The sequence below is a fragment of the Halorientalis salina genome (assembly GCF_005049285.1).
GTDB lineage: Archaea > Halobacteriota > Halobacteria > Halobacteriales > Haloarculaceae > Halorientalis > Halorientalis salina.
Window position 1 is genome coordinate 405,201 of sequence record NZ_SOSC01000002.1, and the last position, 16,636, is coordinate 421,836.

The following is a 16,636-nucleotide window of genomic DNA, read 5'->3' on the forward strand; positions in this document are numbered from 1 at the left end:
TCAGTTCCCGAGGTCGAAGTGCTCGGCCGCGGTCTCCATGTCCTTGTCGCCCCGGCCCGAGAGGTTGACGACGATCGTCTCGTGGTCGGTCTCCTCGGCGACCCGTTTTGCCATCGCGAGGCCGTGGGCCGTCTCCAGGGCGGGGATGATCCCCTCGGTCATCGAGAGCGTGCGGAACGCCTCCAGAGCCTCGTCGTCGGTGATCGCCCGGTACTCGGCCCGCCCGAGTTCGCGGAACATGGCGTGTTCGGGGCCGACGCCGGGGTAGTCAAGCCCCGCTGAGACCGAGTGAACGTCGGTGTCGTCGTCGATGACCCGGGTCTTCATGCCGTGGATGACGTCCTCTTTGCCGTCGTCCAGTGGCGCGGCGTGACGGCTGGATCCGGAGCCGTCGCCCCCGCCTTCGCCGCCGTAGAAGGCCACGTCGTCGTCCCGGAACGCGTGGAAGAGGCCAATGGCGTTCGAGCCGCCGCCGACGCAGGCCACGCAGGCGTCGGGCAGGCCGCCGAGCTGCTCGATGGCCTGTTCGCGGGCCTCCTCGCCGATGACCGACTGGAACTCACGGACCATCCGCGGGAACGGGTCCGGCCCCACGACCGACCCGACCATGTAGTGGGTGTCCTCGACGTTCTCCATGAAGTCCTCCAGAGCCACGTCGACGGCGTCGGCGAGGCCGGCACCGCCCTGCGTGACGGGGTTGACGTCCGCACCCATCAGGCGCATGCGGAAGACGTTCATCCGCTGGCGCTCGACGTCTTTTTTCCCCATGTACACCTCGGTGTCGAGGTCGAACAGCGCGCCGACCATCGCCGTCGCGGTGCCGTGTTGCCCCGCGCCGGTCTCGGCGATGAGTCGCTCCTTCCCGGCCTTCTTCGCGAGCAGCGCCTGTCCGACGGCGTTGTTGATCTTGTGTGCGCCGCCGTGGAGCAGGTCCTCGCGCTTGAGGTAGATCTCCGCGCCGTACTCGGCCGAGAGTCGCTCGGCGTGGTACAGCGGCGTCGGCCGACCGGCGTACTGCGAGAGGATGGCCCGGAAGTCCTCGCGGAACTCCTCGGTCGTGGCGATCTCCTCGAAGGCAGCGGCGAGTCGTTCCAGCGGTTCGTGCATCGGTTCGGGAACGTGTCGACCGCCGAACCCGCCGAACTCGCCGTCCTCGTCGACTCGCTCTCCGTCCTTGCTCATGGTGGCGTGTGTCTCTACAACCCTACAAATGTGTATCGAATCGACCGGTGTCGCCCCGCGACGGACCCCTGCGGCGTGACTGGGGCCTGCACAACGCTTACGGTGGTGACTCCCTGAGTAGGCCTCGTGGATTCCGTCGAGGTCAGTACCGTCGTCTACCTGCCACCGGAAGAGATCTACGAGTTCCTGCTGGATTTCCCGCGGTACGCGAACTACTCGAAACACCTCCAGGAGGTCCGTAGCGACGGCGACGGTCGCCCGGGAACGAACTACTACATCACGTTCGCCTGGTGGAAACTGTCCTACACCGCCCACTCGGAGGTGACCGGCGTCGATCCGCCCGAAAAGATCGACTGGCGCATCACCAAGGACATCGACGCGGCGGGGTACTGGGGGATCGACCCGATCCCGGAGGAAGCACCGCCAGGAGAAGCCGCGGCGTGTCGCGTCCGATTGTCGATCCAGTTCCACCCCGACTCGGCGGATTCGAACACGCTCGACCTGCCGCGATTCGTCTCGCTGGACTGGGTCATCGAGAAGGTGAAACCGAAGATCCGCGAGGAAGCCGAACGCGTCGTCGAACGCATCGTCGCCGACCTCGAAGGCAGCCGCCGTCCGGTCGAGCTAGAGATCCATTCCGCGCCCGATTCGGTGTAAAACCGACAGCGTTCGTACTACCGGACAGAAATGTTCGCACCCGACAGCTGTCGGGCAGGCATCGATCCACGATAGTGCGGGCCGCGCACCGATTGGGTGATTGCGGACTGCTGTCCGGTAGTATCAGGAGGGCGTCTCGTAGTCGCCGCCGTACTTCATGAAGAAGTAGGCCAGCCCGAGCGACGCGCTCATGACGAACGCCGTCGCGACGCCGATGGACTTCGCGGGGCCGGGGATCGAGGGCACACCGCCACCGCCGCCTCCGCCGCCGGTCGACTTGGTGGGGTAGTCGGTCCCGACGACGATGGAGCCCAGCATGCCACTGGCTTCGTGGGGCATGCAGTAGTAGTTGTAGATTCCGTCTTCCTCGAACGTGTACTCGAACTGGACGCCGGTGGTGTCCACCGGGTCGCCCGACTCGAACACGTCGTCGTCGGAGACGACGTTGTGGGCACCGCCTTCGCCGGTCCACTCCCACTGGACGGTCGCGCCGTTGTCGACGTGGACGGCTGGCGGGTCGAACGCCAGGCCGCTGCTTCCGGCACCGACCTGGACGGTCACCGTGTCGCTGCCCGTCTCGTCGGCGACCTCGCCCTCGTAGAGGTTCGCGTCGTCCAGGTAGCCGCCGAGGTCCGGCGGTCCTGCTTGTTCGCCGCCTCCGCCACCGCCACCGCCGCTGGTCTCGTTGCCGGCGGTTTCGTTGCCGCTGGTCTCGTTACCTGCGGTTTCGTTGCCTTCCTGTGCGGCTGCCGTCCCGGTCGCAGCAGCGACCGCCGTACCACCAGCGGCCGTCTGCAGGAACCGCCGGCGCGAAACGTCCGCATTATCAGCCATGTACGACGGTTAGAGAGGGGTTGTAGTGAATATGTTGGTTCGTCTCTGTCAGACCGTTGTCTCGGTCGGTCGGTTCCGATGCTCCTTTTACTGCCCGGACCCACTACGCGACCATGACTGAGGAACCCGGATTGAGCGATCAGTACCGGATGGCCAGTCCCTGGCCGCTGTTCGTCGCGCTCGGCGTGGCCCTCTCGGAGGTCGGCATCATCATCGGCATCTTCGCCATCGCCGTCGGCGGCCTCCTCCTGCTCGGGGGCAGCGTCGCTGGCATCCTCAAGGAATCGGGCTACGTCGACGAGCTCTGGGGGTTCCTGCTCGGGTTCGGGGCATTCCTCCTCGTTGCCGGCGGTGCGCTGTTCGCCTCGCAGGTCGGCCTCGACAGCGGGGCGGCCCTGTCGGTCGTCGCGAACCCTGGTGGGTTCGGACAGATCATTCCGCGCGCGCTGGCCATCGCCGTCGCCGGCGTACTGCTGTTGGGCTCCGGCGCAGTCGGCCGGGTGCTCGAAGCCAGCGCGACCGACGCCTGACCGCGCTGCAGTCGCCTCCGCCGACCCGGTGAGCTGGCGCGCGCGATTTCGACAACCTATTTACCCGTGTCCCCGAACGGTCGACCATGTCATCGAGCACCTTCGACCGTGACACACTGCTCGACCTCACGGTCAACGCGATCCCGCTGGGCATACTGCTGTTCTTCATCGGGGCGTTCACCTTCGCGAACCCGTTCGGCTGGGACGGTCTCGTGTCGACGCTCCAGTTTTCGATCGTCATCATCACGGGCCTCCTGCTCACGATCCTCACGTACTACGCGGGGAAGGCGATCTCCGAGGCCGAGGCCGAAATGGAAGCCGAAGGCGCTGTCGAGACCGCTCACGCCGACGCCGACGAAGACGCGACGGCCTGATACGGTTCGCGATACCTGTTTCCCGCGATGCCCGCCCGATATCGGGTGGGCGATGTGAAAACGACGTACAGCGGTTCGTATCAAACCGCGATCCGATTCCCGTGACGTCTACCGGGCACCACGCCAGTCGGTCGGGTTTCCCTACACCTACCGCAGATAGCGTCGTCTTTCTCGGCCGGATGCGGTCACGGGCTGTCGAAACCGACTGCTGTTATAAGCAGGACGAACCCGTTCGCGGGGGGAGGAAAATGGAACCTTTCTTTATCCCCCAGTCCTGAGGTTTCGGTATCATGGTTGAAGGGCAGCTCGCGCTGACGGCGTTGATGGGGGTTTTCCTCGTCGTCGTCGCGGCGCTTCTGACACGATTGGAGGACTGGCGCTCGTATACGCCACTGGCAGGCGGGAGCGGTATCGGCGAACAGACGGGCTACGGTCACCAGGAAAAACCCGGCGGTATCGTCCGCTGGCTGACCACCGTCGACCACAAGGACATCGGCATTCTGTACGGCGCCTACGGCCTCCTCGCGTTCGCAGTGGGCGGCCTCATGGCGTTTCTCATCCGGATGCAACTGGTCACGCCGGGCGGAGCCGTCATCGAGAACGGCTTCTACAACGCCATTCTGACCAGTCACGGCATCACGATGCTGTTCCTCTTCGGGACGCCCATCCTCGCGGCGTTCTCGAACTACTTCATCCCGCTTTTGATCGGCGCGGACGACATGGCGTTCCCCCGCATCAACGCCATCGCCTTCTGGCTGCTCCCGCCGGGCGCACTGCTGGTCTGGGGCGGCTTCTTCCTACCGGGCGTCACCGCAGCACAGACGTCCTGGACGATGTACACGCCGCTATCGGTCGAACAGGCACACGCGGGCGCGGACCTGATGATGCTCGGCCTGCACCTGACCGGAGTCTCGGCGACGATGGGGGCGATCAACTTCATCGCGACCATCTTCACCGAGCGCGGCGAGGAGGTCAACTGGGCGAAACTCGACATCTTCTCGTGGACGGTCCTCACCCAGTCGGGGATCATCCTGTTCGCGTTCCCGCTGCTGGGCAGCGCGCTCATCATGCTCCTGCTCGACCGGAACTTCGGGACCACCTTCTTCGCTATCGAGGCCGGTGGGACCATCCTCTGGCAGCACCTGTTCTGGTTCTTCGGCCACCCCGAGGTGTACATCCTCGTCCTGCCGCCGATGGGGTTGGTCAGTTACATCCTGCCGAAGTTCTGCGGTCGCGAGCTGTTCGGGTTCAAGTTCGTCGTCTATTCGACGCTGGCTATCGGCGTCCTCTCCTTTGGCGTCTGGGCCCACCACATGTTCACGACCGGCATCGACCCGCGGCTCCGGGCGTCCTTTATGGCGGTATCGTTGGCGATCGCGATACCCAGCGCCGTCAAGACCTTCAACTGGATCACGACGATGTGGAACGGGAAACTGCGGCTGGCGACGCCGATGCTGTTCTGTATCGGCTTCGTCGCGAACTTCATCATCGGCGGGGTTACCGGCGTCTTCCTCGCCTCGATCCCGGTCGACATGATCCTCCACGACACCTACTACGTGGTCGGACACTTCCACTACGTCATCATGGGTGCCATCGCGTTCGGCGTCTTCGCGGGCGTCTACTACTGGTTCCCGATCTTCACTGGCCGGATGTACCAGCGCACGCTGGCGAAGTGGCACTTCTGGCTGACGATGATCGGGACGAACCTGACGTTCTTCGCGATGCTCATCCTGGGCTATCTCGGCATGCCCCGGCGCTACGCCAGCTACGAGCTCGGGAGCTCGATCGCACCGCTCGCTCAGATCATCAACTTCCACCAAATGGCGTCCGTCGGTGCGGTCATCCTGCTGATCGGCCAGCTCATCTTCGTCTGGAACATCGCGACCTCCTGGCTGGAAGGCCGGGAGGCCGGTCCGGACCCCTGGAACATGCAGGAGGAAGCACCGCACCTGTACGGTCGTGAGTTCGACTGGCACAACGAGCGCCTCGAAACCGCCATCGCGGACGGCGGGGACGAAGAGAAAGCGATGACCGACGGCGGGCAGGACCCGTCCGACGAATCGCTCGACTCCGACGACGCGTAACGCGAACTCCGACTTTTTTCGACGTTCAGTGGGTTTCCGAGGGCCGTCCGAGATTCAGCGGTCGCTGTCTCGTCCGCTCAGGTGGCCGCTGTCGAGACCGGACATGGAAAGCGATTTAGCCGGCCTGTGGCTACGGATCCTCAATGAGTCTCTCCGATTCGGACCGCGAACTCGTCACCGCGGAACTCGGTCGCGACCCGACGGCGGCCGAGGCCGCGCTCTTCGAGAACCTCTGGAGCGAGCACTGCGCGTACCGCTCGTCGCGACCGCTCCTCGCAGCGTTCGACAGCGAGGACGACCGGGTCGTCGTCGGGCCCGGCGACGACGCCGCAGTGGTCGCGCTGCCCGACACCGACGGCGGGAACAGTGACACGTACATCACGATGGGGATCGAGAGCCACAACCATCCCTCCTACGTCGACCCGTTCGACGGCGCGGCCACGGGCGTCGGCGGCATCGTCCGCGACACGCTGTCGATGGGGGCCTATCCCATCGCGCTCGCGGACTCGCTGTACTTCGGCGGCTTCGACCGCGAGCACTCGCGCTACCTGTTCGAGGGCGTCGTCGAGGGCATCAGCCACTACGGAAACTGTATCGGCGTCCCCACAGTGACGGGCAGCGTCGCGTTCCACGACGGCTACGAGGGCAACCCGCTGGTCAACGTCGCCTGCGTCGGCCTGACCGACGCCGATCGCCTCGTCACCGCGGAGGCCCAGGAACCCGGGAACAAACTCGTCCTCGTCGGGAACGGGACGGGCCGGGACGGCCTCGGCGGGGCCTCCTTCGCGAGCGAAGACCTCGCGGAGGACGCCGAAACCGAGGACCGCCCGGCGGTCCAGGTCGGGGACCCCTACACCGAGAAGTTGCTCATCGAGGCCAACGAGGCCCTCGTCGACGAGAACCTCGTCGAGTCCGCTCGCGACCTGGGGGCGGCGGGCCTGGGCGGCGCGACCAGCGAGATGGTCGCCAAAGGCGGTCTGGGCTGTGAGATCGAACTCGAACGGGTCCACCAGCGCGAGCCCAACATGAACGCGCTGGAGATCCTGCTCGCCGAATCCCAGGAGCGGATGGCCTACGAGGTCGAACCCGAGAACGTCGACGCCGTCCGGGAGATCGCCGAGCGGTTCGACCTGGGCTGTTCGGTCATCGGCGACGTGACCGAGGGGAACTACGTCTGCACGTTCGAGGGCGAAACGGTCGTGGACGCCGACGCCGAGTTCCTGGGCGACGGCGCGCCATTCAACGACCTCGACGCCGTCGAACCCGAGCAACCGGAGACCGACCTCCCGGACGCCGACCTGACAGAGGCGTACGAGGCCGTCGTCGGGAGTCCGAACACGGCCTCGAAACGGTGGGTCTACCGGCAGTACGACCACGAGGTGCAGGTCCGGACGGCGACCGCGCCGGGCGACGACGCGGCGTTGCTGGCGATTCGAGAGGAAGGGATCGGACTCGCCTTCTCGTCGGGGGCGGACCCCAACTGGACCGAAGCGGCTCCGTACGACGGGGCGCGGGCCGTCGCGCTGGAGAACGCGACGAACGTCGCGGCCAAAGGCGCGACGCCGCTGGCTGCCGTCGACTGTCTGAACGGCGGCAACCCGGAGAAATCGGACGTGTACGGCGGGTTCAAGGCTATCGTCGACGGACTGGCCGACGCCTGCAGCGAACTCGACGTGCCCGTCGTCGGCGGGAACGTCTCGCTGTACAACGACTCGAACGCCGGCCCGATCCCGCCGACGCCGACACTGGCGCTCGTCGGGACGAAGGAAGGCTACGAGGCACCGCCGGCGGCCCTCGACGGCGAGGGTGAACTGGTCGTGGTCAACGACCGCACGCTCGCGGGCGAGAGCGAGGGCCGACTCGGCGGGTCGGAGTATCTCGTGCAGTTCGGCGGGAGCGACCAGTATCCAGACCTCCCGGACGAGCGGGCGGCGTTCGTCGAGACGCTGGCCGAGGTAGCCGACGCCGTGGAAACACTGGCCGTCCACGACGCGAGCCACGGCGGCCTGGCGGTCACGCTGGCCGAGATGGTAACCGCGGACGCGGGCGCGACGGTCACGCTCGACGGCGAGGCTACCGCCCAAGAACTGCTCTTCCACGAACAACCCGGTCGCGTCGTCGTCGAGACGACAGACGCCGAGGCCGTCGCGGCGGCCTTCGACGGTGTCGCACCGGTCACGTCGGTCGGCAGTGCCGACGGTTCAGGCGAACTGGAGATCGCGGTCGGCGACGAGACCATCGCGGACGACGCCGACGCCATCGCCGAGCGTCGGTCGGTCATCGAGCGCGAACTGGAGTGAGCAGGGCGATCGACCGGTTCGGCTAGCCAACTGATATATTCTCAGCGGACCAACCGACGCACCGACAGGATGGCATCGGACCGACCACCGAGCGACGAAGGGGCACTCACCTGGCGAGTCGAACGCGTGCTGACGGAGTCCCAGGCCGTTCTGTGGGGAGTCATCCTGGTGGCGACGGTGTTCGACGTGCTCACCACGATGCGAGGGCTGGCTTTGGGCCTCTCTGAGGGCAACGCCGTGGCACAGGCCTTCCTCGACACGTACGGGACGCCGGGCATCGGGTTGCTGAAGTTCGTCGCACTGGTACTCCTCGTTCTCTCGTGGTGGGCGCTCCCCGACCGGTCGGCGACCATCGTGCTCGCGGGGTTCGCCGTGATTTCATTGTTGACCATCGCACTCAACGCGCTGACGCTGGCGGCGCTCTGACGGGTATCGAGAGCGGACAGAGAGAAGGTCGCGCTTACAGCACCAGCGGCAGGCCGAAAGTGATGGCCACGCCGACGAGGAAGACGACCAGGCCGAACCCGACCTGACTCATCTCGTAGTCGCTCTGCGGTGCGGTGCTCCGGAGCGGTGGTTCCTGCTCGGGCAAGTCCGGACTCGACGGGTCGTAATCCGGTCGGTCCTCGTCGTGGTCGTCGCTCATACGTGGCGGTACTGTTGGGGGGTACTTCGATGTATCGAAAGGACGCCCTGACGACCCGATTTCGGCCGTGTCTATTTATACCACGATACGCAACCACGTGGCATGGTATCGGCCGACGAGATCGAGCGACTCCGCGAACGCGAACGCGAGTACGACGACGAGGTCATCGGCGACGGCACGCTCGTGGAGTTGTTCGACGAGAACACCCGACGCTACAGCGACAGTGACGCCCAGCTGTACAAGGGCGGCGTCTACGACCGGTCGCTCACACCGGACGTGATCTCACCCGCCGATTCGGGCGAATACGCGTCGATCACCTACGGGGAGATGGGGGATATCGTCCGACGACTCGCGGCCGGCTTCCGCGAACTGGGCGTCCAGCCGGGGGACCGAGTGTCGATGTTCTCGGGGACTCGCATGGAGTGGGCCGTGAGCGACTTCGCGCTCCTCGCGGCCGGCGGCGTCGTCTCGACGGTCTACAAGGAGTCCGGACCGCGACAGGTGAACTACCTCGTCAACCACCCGGGCTCCATCGGGGTCGTCTGCGAGAACGAGACGCTGCTCGACAGGGTCGTCAAGATCCACAGCGAACTCGACCTGGCGTTCGTCGTGGTGTTCGACGAACTCGACAAGTACGCCGACGTCGACGGCATCCACTCGCTGGCCGACGTGTACGAACTCGGCGCGGACCGGTACGACCGGGCGACCTACGAGTCCTGGCTCGACGACCGTGAGCCCGAGGACCTGGCGAGTCTGATCTACACCTCGGGGACGACGGGCATCCCGAAAGGGGTCGAACTGACTCATCGCAACTTCCGGGCCAACGTCAATCAGATCCGCCGGCGGTCGGGGCCGCGTCCGGACAAGGGACCGGACGTGCCCGCCGTCACCAGCGACACGCGCACGCTATCCTTCCTGCCGCTGGCCCACGTCTTCGAGCGGACCGTCGGCCACTTCTTCATGTTCGCCTGCGGGGCGACCGTCGGCTACGCGGAGAGCCCCGACACCGTGGGCGAGGACATCGCGAAGGTCCAGCCCAACGCCGCCGCGAGCGTCCCGCGGGTGTACGAGCGCATCTTCGATCAGATGCGCGAGGAGGCCGGCGGGTCGGCCGCGAAAGAGCGGATCTTCGGGTGGGCGACGGACGTGGCCCGCCGGTGGGCCAGGACCGAGGAGCCGTCGCTCGGCCTCCGGGTGCGACACGCCGTCGCGGACGCGCTGGTGTTCAGCGACGTGAAAGAACAACTGGGCGGAGAAATCGAATACCTGGTCAGCGGGGGCGGCACCCTGAGCAAGGAACTCTCGGAGTTGTTCCTGGGCATGGGCATCCCCATCTACGAGGGGTACGGGTTGACCGAGGGCGCACCGGTGGTCACCTCGAACTTCCCCGAGGCACCCCGACCGGGCACGCTCGGCGCGCCGGTCACCGGCGTCGACGTGCGGCTCGACGAGTCGAGCGTCGACGACGACTTCGACGACACGGACAACAGGGTCGGCGAACTGCTGTTCAAGGGGCCGAACGTGACCGATGGCTACTGGAAGATGCCCGAAAAGACCGAGTCGGCGTTCACCGACGACGGGTACTTCAAGACCGGCGACATCGTCGAGGAGACGCCGGACGGGCACCTCCGCTACGAGGACCGGCTCAAGAACCTGCTCGTGTTGACGACGGGCAAAAACGTCTCGCCGGAACCCATCGAAGGCGAGTTCGCCACCAGCCCCCAGATCGAGCAGATCATGGTCATCGGCGACGACCGGAAGTTCGTCGCCGCCCTCATCGTCCCCGACTTCGAGCAGGTCCGCCAGTGGGCCGGCAAACGGGACGTCGACCTCCCCGACAGCGAGGAAGCCATCTGTGAGGACGAACGCGTCCGCGAGTGGATCAACGAGGAGGTCCAGCTCGTCAACCGCGAGTTCGGCCTCGACTCCGAGGCCGCGATCAAACAGTTCGAACTCGTCGCCACGGAGTGGACCGCCGACAACGACCTCCTGACGCCGTCGCTGAAGAAGAAACGCCGCAACATCCTCTCGGCGTTCGAGGACAGGGTCGACCGGATCTACGGTGAGACGAACTCGGCGGAGACGGCAGCGGGCCCGGTGGCTACAGCCGCCGACGACTGACCGGGCCGTCAGTGCGTGCAGTTCGATAACGAGTGTCGAACCGAGGAGAGGTTATTAGTGTCTGTCAGGAAAATCGGTGTGGAAATGAGTCTCATGGACCGTGTCGTGCCGGGGTCCGTCCGGCACTACTACCTCAGGCGGTACGCGCTGGTCGCGCTGGGAATCGTCGCCGGTGGGTTGGTTCTCGCGACGGTCGTGGAGAGCAGTTTCCTGCTCGTGGGGTATTTTTCGGCCGGCTTCGCGGTGGTCGGTGCGACGACGGGCCGCCGGACGGTCGGGGCGCTGACGGACCTGCGGGAGCGGGCCGAGGCCTTCGAGGGGACCGACCGGCTCGACCCCGAGGACATCGAGACGGACGTCGGGATCGGTCGCGAGGACGAACTCGGACGACTCTACGACGCGTTCGGGGCGATGAGCGCCGCGCTGCAGAAGGAACTCCGGACCGTCGAGCGGGCACGCGAACGCGCATACGAGGAACGCCAGGAGCTCGAAGACGCACAGGCGGAGGCAACTGAAGCGAAACAGCGGGCCGAGCGGCTCAACGACCACCTCGAACGGAAGGCGGCCGACTACGAGACGGTCATGGAGCGGGCCGCGGCGGGCGACCTGACCCAGCGGATGGACCCCGACAGCGAGAGCGGGGCGATGACCGCGATCGGGGAGACGTTCAACGAGATGATGGCGGCGCTCGAACGGACGATGGTCGGCACCGTCGAGTTCGCCGACGAGGTGACCACCGCGACCGACGAGATATCGGTCAGCGCGTCGGAAATCACGCACACGAGCGACACGGTCAGCGATTCGGTCCAGGAGATCGCCGGCGACGCCAACGACCAACACGAGACCCTGGAGCGGACCAGCGACGAGGTCGAGGACGTGTCCGCGACCATCGAAGAGATCGCCGCCTCGGCCGACGAGGTGGCCGCCAAATCCGAAGCCGCAGCCGAGTACGGCGAGGAGGCCAGCGAGTACGCCACCGACGCGGTGAGTCAGATGGACACCATTCAGGAGACGGCCACCGAGTCCATCGAGCGGGTCGAACGGCTCGATGGCGAGATCGAACAGATCGGCGAGGTGGTCGATCTCATCGACGACATCGCCGACCAGACGAACATCCTGGCACTGAACGCAGCCATCGAGGCCGAGCGCGCGGGCCAGGGCGGGGCCGGGTTCACGGTCGTCGCCGAGGAGGTCAAGGAACTCGCAGAGGAGACCAATCGGGCCACAGAGGAGGTCCGAGAGCGGATCGGACAGGTAAAACAGGCGACCGACGGCGTGGTGACGGACATGCACGAGATGGACCAGCAGGTCAGCCGGGGCGGCGAGACCGTCGAACAGGCGCTCGACGCGTTAGAAGAGATCGTCGACCGCGTCACGGAGGCCGACGAGGGCGTCCAATCGATCAGCGACGCGACCGACGAACAGGCCCGATCGACCCAGCAGATCGTGGACATGATCGACGAAGTCTCCGAGATCAGCCGGGAGACCGCCGACCGCGCCTCGGACACCGCGGCAGCGGCCCAGGAACAGACGGCGTCGGTCACGGAAGTCAACGACAGCGTGCAATCGCTGTCCGACCACGCCGAATCGCTGAACGAACTCCTCGCGCAGTTCTCCGTCGACGACTCGCGCGACGTCGACCTCGACACCGACTCCGCCCAGGTGACGGCGGATGCGTCCGTCCGGGCAGTGGGTAGCGGCCGATCCGAACCTGCCGGCGCTGACTCGTCCAATGTGGACGCCACGGGTGGAAACGAGTTCACCGCGAGCGAGTCACCAGAGGTACCGAGCAACGGGGACGACGGGTCGACCGGAGCCGCGGCGGTCGACAGGTCACCCGAACACGGGGACGACTCGGCGGCGACCAACGGGAACGGGGACGCGGACGGCCTCGACATCGCTGACGGCGAGCTCCCGGCGATCGATCTCGACGAGGCGACGGCCGAGAACGCCGAGAACCTGTTCGAGTCGGAATAACGCCGCCGCGGTGCTCGGTCCGGACCGCTTTTACTGTCCGGCCACGGACACACATCCAACAGATGGTCCTGACCAAGCGAATCATCCCCTGTATCGACGTCGACATCGACGACGACGGGAACGCGGCGGTCTACACGGGCGTCAACTTCGAGGACCTGGAGTACACCGGCGACCCCGTCGAGATGGCAAAGCGGTACAACCGCGCCGGGGCCGACGAGTTCGTCTTCCTCGACATCACCGCCTCGGCGGAGGGCCGCGAGACGATGCTCGACACCGTCAACGAGGTGGCCGACGAAGTGTTCATCCCGCTGACCGTCGGCGGCGGCATCCGCACGCGCGAGGATATCAAGGAGACGCTCCGGGCGGGCGCGGACAAGGTCTCCATCAACACTGGCGCGCTGGAACGCCCGGAACTCATCACCGAGGGTGCCCGGTCGTTCGGTAACCAGTGTATCGTCATCAGCGTCGACGCCCGCCGGCGGTTCGACGAACAGGGCGAGCACTACGTGGAAATCGACGGCGAGTCCTGCTGGTTCGAGTGCACGGTGAAAGGCGGCCGCGAGGGGACCGACATCGACGTGCTCTCGTGGGCCGAGGAGGCTGAAGAACGCGGGGCCGGCGAACTGTTCGTCAACTCCATCGACGCCGACGGGACCAAGGACGGCTACGACATCCCGCTAACCAAAGCAGTCTGCGACGCCGTCTCGACGCCAGTTATCGCTTCCTCCGGCTGTGGCGGCCCCGAGGACATGTACGAGGTGTTCACCGAAGCCGGTGCGGACGCAGGCCTGGCGGCCTCGATCTTCCACTTCGAGGAGTACTCCATCCAGCGGGTCAAACAGTACCTCGACGAACGAGACGTGCCGGTTCGGCTGTAGGCGGACTCGACGGCGAGCACCGTCGAGGGACGGGACGAGCCCCGATTCGAAGACTGGACGTGAACGCTTTTCGGGACCGCGGGTCGAGCATCGACGGGATGCAACTCGACGGCTTCGTCGTGGTCCTGTCGCTCGCACAGACGATCGAACAGGTGACGAGCCTGGGGATTTTGGTCGTCGCCCTGACACTAGCGACCCTGAGTGTGATGGCGTGGCGTCGCGAGCGCGACCGGCGAATGCTCGTCGTCGCGAGTGCGTACGGGCTGTTCGCCCTGTACGGTCTCATCGTCTTTCTGGAGTATTTCCTGCTGCCGTATCTCGGCGTTCAAACCGTCGAACTCCTCGAACACGGGGCCGCGATATTGATTCTCGCTGGCCTGTTGGCCTTCTTTTCGGCCCTCACTGGAGACAGATGACGGGGTCAGACGCCGACGTGGACGAACTGGAACTGGAGTCGCGTCGGGCCATCTACAAGGCCATCGAGGCGACGCCCGGCATCCACTTCCGGGCGCTACTCGACGACCTCGAGTACGCGCAGGGCACGCTCCAGTATCACATCCGCTGGCTGGCCGACGCCGACCTCGTCGAGTCGTCGACCGACGGGAAGTACACGCGCTACTACCCCGAAGGTTCGTTCGACGAGGGCGACCAGGCAGTGATGAACGCTCTCCGGCGACAGTGTGCGCGGCGGATTCTGGCCTACCTCGTCAACGACGGCCCGATGACGACCTCGGAGTTGAGCGAGTGTATCGACAAGGCCGCTTCGACGGTGTCCTTTCACCTCTCGCAGCTAGAAGCGGCCGACCTGGTCACCGGCGAGCGGGACGGACGGGCGGTCCAGTACGACGTGACCGACCCTGACCGCATCGCCAGACTCTACGCGGTTCACCACCGCTCGTTCACCGACCGTCTCGTCGACGGCCTGTTCGACCTCTGGGACAGCTACTGAGCGGTCGTCTCCAATAACGGGCCGTAGGCGACGAGGATCCGCAACGCGAGCAGGTAGGCGACGAACGCCGTGGCGGGAACGACGACCGGCCGCACCAGGCCGAGGACGTCCGTGCCGACGGCCGCCGCGTGGACCGTCGCGAACCCGTAGCCCGAGTACGCAAACCCGTGGACCACCCGCGGCCCCCACGGTGCCTCGAACCGCGTCGCGTCGAGGAATCCCAGCGCGGCGACGACGACCAGCAGGAGCGCGCCCGCCCCGACGACGCTGCCGGCGACGAGATACGCGGTTCCGTACGACGGCTCGGGGGCCTGCCCGGTCGCGACGAGCCACGTATCGACGGTACCGAGGACGGCGTGGACGAGCGTGACGACCAGCGCGAAGACGGCCACGTCGACGTGGACTCGCCTGGCCAGCGCCGAGACGGTGCCGAACGCCGACTCCCCGTAGAAGACGCCCGTAACCGTGGCGGCGTACAGCGCCGGATAGGCGACCAGTCCGGTCGCGCGGTCGAGCAGCCAGACGAGGTCCATCAGGACGCCCCCGTCGTCGCGACCACGTCCGGACAGCCGTCGCCGTCCTGGAAGCCGTTCTCCGTTTCCGGCCGTGTCGGACAGTCGTCGGCGCTGTCGTTGATGCCGTCGCCGTCGTAATCCGCGGGTGCCCGTCGCTCCGTCACCTGCCGGACGTCGAGGTCGGCCGCTTTCGCCGACGCAGCCTGCTGTTCGCGTGTCTCGACCAGTTGCCAGCCGACCGGAACGGTCGCCGTGACCAGCAGCAGCGACAACACCGTCACGGCAAGTTTAGTTCGCGACATGGCTCTCGAACCCCGACGTCTCGTGGAAGACGCCCTCGTGGACGACCAGTGCTTCCAGTCCCGCCCAGCTCTCTGCCAGTTCGAGCGCCTCGTCGAGGGGTGACGCCGACAGCGCCGTCGCGAGCGCATCCGCCTCAGTACAGTCCCGGGCCGCAACGACCGTGACGAAGTCATGTCGCGTTCCGGCCTCGCCGGTCCGGGGGTCGTACACGTGGTCGACGGGTCCCCGAGAGCGGCGGTGTCCCGCAGAGGTTGCGACGTGCCAGTCCGTCTTCAACACCTTGAGCGGCGTGTCGTTACCCCGGCCGTCCGAGTAGGGGTTTTCGATGCCCACGGGACCGGACGGACTCGCCACGTCGCCACCACCGGCGACGAACCCCTCCCGCCCGACGCCGTCGAGGGCGTCGAACGCGTGGTCCACGATGTACCCCTTCGCGAGCCCGTTCAGGTCGAGCGCTCGGTCGGTCGTCACCACGGTCCCGTCGACGTGGATCGACGCGTCCCCCGATCGTTCGGCCGTCGGCCGCGTGCCCCCGTCACGGATGTACGCCTTCAGCTCGTGTTCGAATCGCCCGCGGCGTACGTCGAAGGCCCCGTCGGTCCTGTCGGCGTACCGCAGTCCACGCCAGACGACGGCGGCGACGTGCTGGTTCTCCACGCGACCGGTGTCGTTGAGTTCCGTGACAGCGCTGTCGGCGTCGAAGGCGTCCAGGACTGCTTCGAGCTGTTCTGCCCGGTCACGCGCTCGCTCGACGGCACGGCTGGCACCCGGGCCAGTCGCCGACGCGACGAACGTCGTGTCACAGCAGTCGAACCGACGTTCGGCGTCGCCGAGACGCTCGCGAACGCCGTCGACGGCGCTCGACACGCTATTGGCCAGTGCTGCCATCAATCGTCACCGTCCTCGTGGTCCTCGTCGTCGAACCCCCAGAATCCGCCTTCGTCGTCATCGTCTTCCTCGTCTTCCTCGTCTTCCTCGTCTTCGTGTTCGTCTTCCTCGTCTTCGTCCTTGTCGTCCTCGTACTCCTCGTCCTCGTGCTCTTCGCCTCCGGAGACGGCGGGCGTGAAGTCCTCGTTTGGCTGTGGCGCGTCCCCACTGGGCGTGACAGTGGGCGATTGGCCGGCGGTGTCGCCGGTGCTATCGATGACGCCGGGAACGACGATCGCCGACGCTACCACGGCGGTGGCGAGCGCGCCCAGAAGCGTCAGTGCAACCAGTCGGTTCGTCGGGAGCGGTAGTCGCATACCCGCTGCTATCCGAATTCGACAAAAGTGCCTTCGCGTCCG

18 protein-coding genes are annotated in these 16,636 nt (G+C 66.3%); 11 read left to right on the plus strand and 7 right to left on the minus strand.

Translation table 11 applies throughout. From position 1 onward, the window contains the following. Positions 1-1,182, minus strand: coding sequence for a tryptophan synthase subunit beta (trpB, locus tag E2481_RS06515; protein WP_136716319.1), 1,182 nt, complete (start codon positions 1,180-1,182; stop codon positions 1-3). Positions 1,183-1,308: 126 nt separating this feature from the next. Between trpB and E2481_RS06520 the strand changes: the two genes are divergently transcribed. Then, complete coding sequence (locus tag E2481_RS06520; RefSeq protein WP_136716320.1) at positions 1,309-1,839, plus strand: type II toxin-antitoxin system RatA family toxin; 531 nt, start codon at positions 1,309-1,311, stop codon at positions 1,837-1,839. A 123-nt stretch (positions 1,840-1,962) separates the two neighbouring features. Here the strand turns inward: E2481_RS06520 and E2481_RS06525 are convergent, their stop codons facing one another. Beyond that, positions 1,963-2,673, minus strand: coding sequence for a halocyanin domain-containing protein (locus E2481_RS06525; protein WP_136716321.1), 711 nt, complete (start codon positions 2,671-2,673; stop codon positions 1,963-1,965). A 113-nt stretch (positions 2,674-2,786) separates the two neighbouring features. Here E2481_RS06525 and E2481_RS06530 point away from each other — a divergent pair, with 113 nt between their 5' ends. From E2481_RS06530 to E2481_RS06550, 5 genes are all read left to right on the plus strand, one after another. Beyond that, the gene (locus E2481_RS06530; RefSeq protein ID WP_136716322.1) at positions 2,787-3,203 is read left to right on the plus strand and encodes a DUF7541 family protein; all 417 of its coding nucleotides are present in this window, start codon (positions 2,787-2,789) and stop codon (positions 3,201-3,203) included. Positions 3,204-3,289: 86 nt separating this feature from the next. After that, entirely contained in the window at positions 3,290-3,577 is a 288-nt protein-coding gene (locus E2481_RS06535) for a DUF6684 family protein (protein WP_136716323.1), read from the plus strand. Positions 3,578-3,867: 290 nt separating this feature from the next. Beyond that, on the plus strand, positions 3,868-5,661 hold the full coding sequence (gene ctaD, locus E2481_RS06540) for a cytochrome c oxidase subunit I (RefSeq protein WP_136716324.1): 1,794 nt from the start codon (positions 3,868-3,870) through the stop codon (positions 5,659-5,661). Positions 5,662-5,804: 143 nt separating this feature from the next. After that, complete coding sequence (purL, locus tag E2481_RS06545; protein ID WP_136716325.1) at positions 5,805-7,961, plus strand: phosphoribosylformylglycinamidine synthase subunit PurL; 2,157 nt, start codon at positions 5,805-5,807, stop codon at positions 7,959-7,961. A 69-nt stretch (positions 7,962-8,030) separates the two neighbouring features. Next, complete coding sequence (locus E2481_RS06550; protein ID WP_136716326.1) at positions 8,031-8,387, plus strand: DUF5658 family protein; 357 nt, start codon at positions 8,031-8,033, stop codon at positions 8,385-8,387. A 34-nt stretch (positions 8,388-8,421) separates the two neighbouring features. On the opposite strand, the gene E2481_RS06555 is transcribed toward E2481_RS06550, so the two are convergent. Continuing rightward, entirely contained in the window at positions 8,422-8,607 is a 186-nt protein-coding gene (locus tag E2481_RS06555) for a DUF7550 family protein (protein WP_136716327.1), read from the minus strand. A 102-nt stretch (positions 8,608-8,709) separates the two neighbouring features. On the opposite strand from E2481_RS06555, the gene E2481_RS06560 reads away from it, so the two are divergent. From E2481_RS06560 to E2481_RS06580, 5 genes are all read left to right on the plus strand, one after another. Then, a complete protein-coding gene (locus tag E2481_RS06560) occupies positions 8,710-10,728 on the plus strand; it encodes an AMP-dependent synthetase/ligase (protein ID WP_136716328.1) in 2,019 nt (672 codons plus the stop codon). 84 nt (positions 10,729-10,812) lie between these two features. Next, positions 10,813-12,705, plus strand: a complete 1,893-nt coding sequence (locus E2481_RS06565; RefSeq protein ID WP_136716329.1) for a methyl-accepting chemotaxis protein — start codon at positions 10,813-10,815, stop codon at positions 12,703-12,705. A gap of 62 nt (positions 12,706-12,767) precedes the next feature. Beyond that, the gene (gene hisF, locus E2481_RS06570; protein ID WP_136716330.1) at positions 12,768-13,583 is read left to right on the plus strand and encodes an imidazole glycerol phosphate synthase subunit HisF; all 816 of its coding nucleotides are present in this window, start codon (positions 12,768-12,770) and stop codon (positions 13,581-13,583) included. 59 nt (positions 13,584-13,642) lie between these two features. Beyond that, positions 13,643-13,999, plus strand: coding sequence for a hypothetical protein (locus E2481_RS06575; protein WP_250137744.1), 357 nt, complete (start codon positions 13,643-13,645; stop codon positions 13,997-13,999). Beyond that, the gene (locus E2481_RS06580) at positions 13,996-14,532 is read left to right on the plus strand and encodes a winged helix-turn-helix transcriptional regulator (RefSeq protein ID WP_136716331.1); all 537 of its coding nucleotides are present in this window, start codon (positions 13,996-13,998) and stop codon (positions 14,530-14,532) included. Before E2481_RS06575 ends, E2481_RS06580 begins: the two co-directional genes overlap by 4 nt. On the opposite strand, the gene E2481_RS06585 is transcribed toward E2481_RS06580, so the two are convergent. The 4 genes from E2481_RS06585 to E2481_RS18625 are packed head-to-tail and all read right to left on the minus strand — an operon-like array spanning position 14,526 to position 16,594. Further along, entirely contained in the window at positions 14,526-15,065 is a 540-nt protein-coding gene (locus tag E2481_RS06585) for a hypothetical protein (RefSeq protein WP_136716332.1), read from the minus strand. The two genes, E2481_RS06580 and E2481_RS06585, sit on opposite strands and share 7 nt — an antisense overlap. Next, positions 15,065-15,349 carry a hypothetical protein gene (locus tag E2481_RS06590; RefSeq protein WP_136716333.1) on the minus strand — a complete coding sequence of 95 codons (285 nt, stop codon included), beginning with the start codon at positions 15,347-15,349 and terminating at the stop codon, positions 15,065-15,067. Before E2481_RS06590 ends, E2481_RS06585 begins: the two co-directional genes overlap by 1 nt. Continuing rightward, entirely contained in the window at positions 15,336-16,238 is a 903-nt protein-coding gene (locus tag E2481_RS06595) for an FAD:protein FMN transferase (protein ID WP_136716334.1), read from the minus strand. Before E2481_RS06595 ends, E2481_RS06590 begins: the two co-directional genes overlap by 14 nt. Next, positions 16,238-16,594, minus strand: a complete 357-nt coding sequence (locus E2481_RS18625; protein ID WP_169302371.1) for a hypothetical protein — start codon at positions 16,592-16,594, stop codon at positions 16,238-16,240. The genes E2481_RS06595 and E2481_RS18625 overlap by 1 nt, the downstream gene beginning before the upstream one ends. Positions 16,595-16,636: the final 42 nt, after the last annotated feature.